Annotated in this window: 4 protein-coding genes; 3 read left to right on the top strand and 1 reads right to left on the bottom strand. The window is 72.4% G+C overall.

Features of this window, described 5'->3' with window-relative positions; translation table 11 throughout:
• Nucleotides 1-1,263: glutamine synthetase family protein (locus M4J07_RS47175; RefSeq protein WP_255983471.1), on the bottom strand; the 1,263-nt coding region annotated here is incomplete at its 3' end.
• Nucleotides 1,264-1,565: 302 nt separating this feature from the next.
• Here M4J07_RS47175 and M4J07_RS47180 point away from each other — a divergent pair.
• From M4J07_RS47180 to M4J07_RS47190, 3 genes are all read left to right on the top strand, one after another.
• Nucleotides 1,566-1,754 (top strand): ferredoxin, encoded by a 189-nt coding sequence (locus tag M4J07_RS47180; RefSeq protein WP_255983473.1) that lies wholly within the window; start codon nucleotides 1,566-1,568, stop codon nucleotides 1,752-1,754.
• Between the two features lie 4 nt (nucleotides 1,755-1,758).
• Nucleotides 1,759-2,967, top strand: coding sequence for an NAD(P)/FAD-dependent oxidoreductase (locus M4J07_RS47185; RefSeq protein ID WP_255983475.1), 1,209 nt, complete (start codon nucleotides 1,759-1,761; stop codon nucleotides 2,965-2,967).
• A gap of 19 nt (nucleotides 2,968-2,986) precedes the next feature.
• A partial coding sequence (locus M4J07_RS47190) for an acetoacetate decarboxylase family protein (protein ID WP_255983477.1) occupies nucleotides 2,987-3,339 on the top strand: 353 nt, incomplete at its 3' end.

Raw genomic sequence — 3,339 nt, forward strand, 5'->3', positions numbered from 1 at the left:
CTCGGTGAACTCCCAGTCGGTGACGTGCCGTTGGAAGCGCTCGACCTCGTCGCGCTTGTACGAGAGGTAGGAGGCGGTGAAGTCCTTGCCGAGCAGCTCGGTGAGCGCGGTGTCCGCCTCCAGGGCGTCGAGCGCGGCGGGCAGCGTCGTCGGCAGCATCGGGGACTTGGTGGTGTCGTAGCCGTAGCCCTCCAGCGGGGCGGCCGGCTCCTCGCCGGCCAGGACGCCGAGCAGGGCGGCGGCCAGGGTGGCGGCCATCAGCAGGTACGGGTTGGCGCTGGCGTCACCGAGGCGCAGTTCGAGGCGGGATCCCGCGCCGCGCTCGGGCGGGACGCGCACCATGGTGCTGCGGTTGTCCAGGCCCCAGTCGATCAGCCAGGGCGCGAGGGTGTCGGGGCCGAAGCGCTTGTACGAGTTGACCGTCGGGTTGGCCAGCGCGGTGAGGGCGGGGGCGTGGGCGAGGATGCCCGCGATCGCGTGCCGTGCGGTGGCCGACAGGCCGTGGGGTGCGGACGGGTCCTGGAAGGTGTTGGTGCCTTCGTCGTCGACGCAGGACAGGTGGAGGTGGAAGCCCGAGCCGCCCGCGTCGTTGAACGGCTTCGCCATGAAGGTGGCCAACCGGCCCTCCTTGCGGGCGAGTTCCTTGACCGCGGCCTTGAAGCGGAAGGCGCGGTCGGCGGCGTCCATGGCGTGCGAGTGGGTCAGGTTGATCTCGAACTGCGAGCCGTCGAACTCGTGGTTGCCGTTGCTGACGCCGATGTCGAGGTCGCGCAGCAGGCGCAGGGTGCGCAGCAGGTGGTTGTCGCCGTCGGCGCGCAGGCCCGCGGTGTAGACGACGCCCGCCGCGTCGCTGTACCGCCGCCAGCCCTGCGGGGCGTCGGGGGCCGCGTCGCACAGGAAGTACTCCAGCTCCGGTCCCACGACGGGGTGCAGGCCGTGCTGGGCGCAGCGGTCCACGACGGCGCGCAGCAGGTCGCGGGGCGACTCGGGCGCGGGCTGCCCGGTGGCCGGGTCGGTGACGTTGCCGAGGCAGGTGGCGACGCCGGGCTCCCACGGCAGGGCGGTGAGGGTGTCGAGGTCGGGGCGTACGCAGATGTCGGGCAGGCCGGCGTCCAGTCCGCCGGCGACCGGGACCACGTCGCCCTGCGGGCTGGTGTGGTAGACGGCGCGGCAGAAGGCGAGGCCGTGGTCGCAGGCCGAGGTCAGGTGGTCGAGCAGGACGTCGCGGGCCCGGTCGGTGCCGATGAGGTCGGGGTAGGTCACCCGGACCACGTCGATGCCCTGGGCGGCGGCTGCGAACTGCGGCAGGTGCAGGAGCCACTCACTTGTTTGATGCCAAACGGTATGGACGCCGCCACCTTCCCGCAAGGGTTCCGTCGCAGAAATTTATCCATCCGGATAGCTATTGACCAGGGCCCGGCCGCTTCCTATGTTGTTTGAAGCCAAACGAGTTGGGGGTCGGCGAGTCCGCACCCCTGTGGCCGGGGCCCGGCCCCTTGTGGACCGGGCCCCTTTTCCCCCTCTTTGACTCATTGACGCCCCCGCAGTCCCAGGAGGACAGGCCCATGAAGGTCGTCGTCGACATGACCAAGTGCCAGGACCACGGCCAGTGCGTCTTCGCCGCCCCGGACGTCTTCAGCTTCGACGACGCCGGACGCCTGGCGTACGTCCCGGACCCGGACGACGCGCTCCTCGAAGAGGTCGAGGAAGCCGCCGACGTCTGCCCGCTCCAGGCCATCCGGATCGAGGGCTGAGACCGTGACCGCACCCCTCGTGGTGGCCGGCGCCTCCATGGCCGGACTGCGCGCCGCCGAGCAGCTGCGCGCCGCCGGCTGGGGCGGGCCGATCACCGTCGTCGGCGACGAGCCCCACATGCCCTACAACCGGCCTCCCCTCTCCAAGGAGGTCCTCGCCGGGAAGGCGTCCTTCGACTCGCTCGCCTTCCGGCCCCGGGCCAGCGTGACCGACGTCGACTGGCGCCTCGGCACCCGTGCCGAGCGCGCCGACCTCGACCGCCGCACCGTCGGGCTCTCCGACGGCGAGACGATCTCGTACAGCGGCCTCGTGGTGGCCACCGGCATGCGCCCGCGCCGCCTGCGCTGCCCGGGCCCCACCGCAGGACGCCACACCGTACGCACCTTGGACGACGCCCAGACCCTGCGAACCGCCCTGACGGGCAAGGGCGTTCGTGTCGTCGTGGTCGGCGCCGGATTCATCGGCTGCGAGGTCGCCGCCACCGCCGTGGCACTCGGCGCCGCCGAGGTCACCGTCGTCGACCCGCTGCCGCTGCCCATGGTCGGCCCGCTCGGCGAACCCCTCGCACGGGCCCTGCTGACCCGCCACGAACAGCGCGGCGTCCGCTTCGCCCTCGGCACCGGCGTGGCCGGCTTCGAGGGCGAGGATCACGTCACCGGCGTGGTCCTCGCGGACGGGACCCTCCTCGCGGCGGACGTCGTCGTCGAATCGGTGGGCTCCGTCGCCAACACCGAATGGCTCGGCGGCAACGGCCTCGACCTCACCGACGGCGTCCTCACCGACGAGCACCTCCGCGTCGGCGGCCGCCCCGACGTCGTCGCCGTCGGCGACGTCGCCCGCTTCCCCAGCGCCCGCTACGACGGCGTGCCCCGCCGCGTCGAGCACTGGTCCATCCCCACGGACACCGCCAAGCACGCCGCCAAGGTGCTCGCCGCCCACCTGGCCGGAACCGACGCCGGCCTCGCGCCGTTCGGCCCGCTGCCCACCTTCTGGAGCGACCAGCACGACTTCCGCCTCCAGTCCTTCGGCGCCCCCGTCCTCGGCAAGGACGACATGCGCGTCCTGGACGGCGACCTCGACGGCGACGTGCTCGTCGGCTACCACCAGGCGGACCGCCTTGTCGGCGTCGTGGCCCTGGGCGGCCAGTCCGCCGTCGCCTCCGCCGCCCGCTACCGCGCCGAACTCCTCAAGCAGCCCGCCCTCACCGCCTAAGGACTCCCAAGTGCCCGACATCTCCCAGGTTCGCGGATACTTCCACCCCAAGACGGCGACGGGCGCCTCGTCCCTGATCCCCTCGCCGCCGTGGCGCTACTCCGGTGACCTGCTCACCGTCGAGTACCGCACCGACCCGGCCCGGGTGCGCGAACTGCTGCCCGAGCCGCTGGAACTGGCCGACGAGGACCCCGGCGCGGTCGCCCTCATCTGGGCCGACTGGCAGTCCTGCTCCGCCGACGGTCACGAACTCCTCGACCCGGTGCTCGCCCAGTACAAGGAGGCCTTCGCGGTCGTCCGCTGCAAGTACCAGGGCCGTACCTACACCCGCTGCGTGTACATCTGGGTCGACAAGGACTTCGCCATCGCCCG

The sequence above is a fragment of the Streptomyces longispororuber genome (assembly GCF_024448165.1).
Classification (GTDB): Bacteria; Actinomycetota; Actinomycetes; order Streptomycetales; family Streptomycetaceae; genus Streptomyces; species Streptomyces longispororuber_A.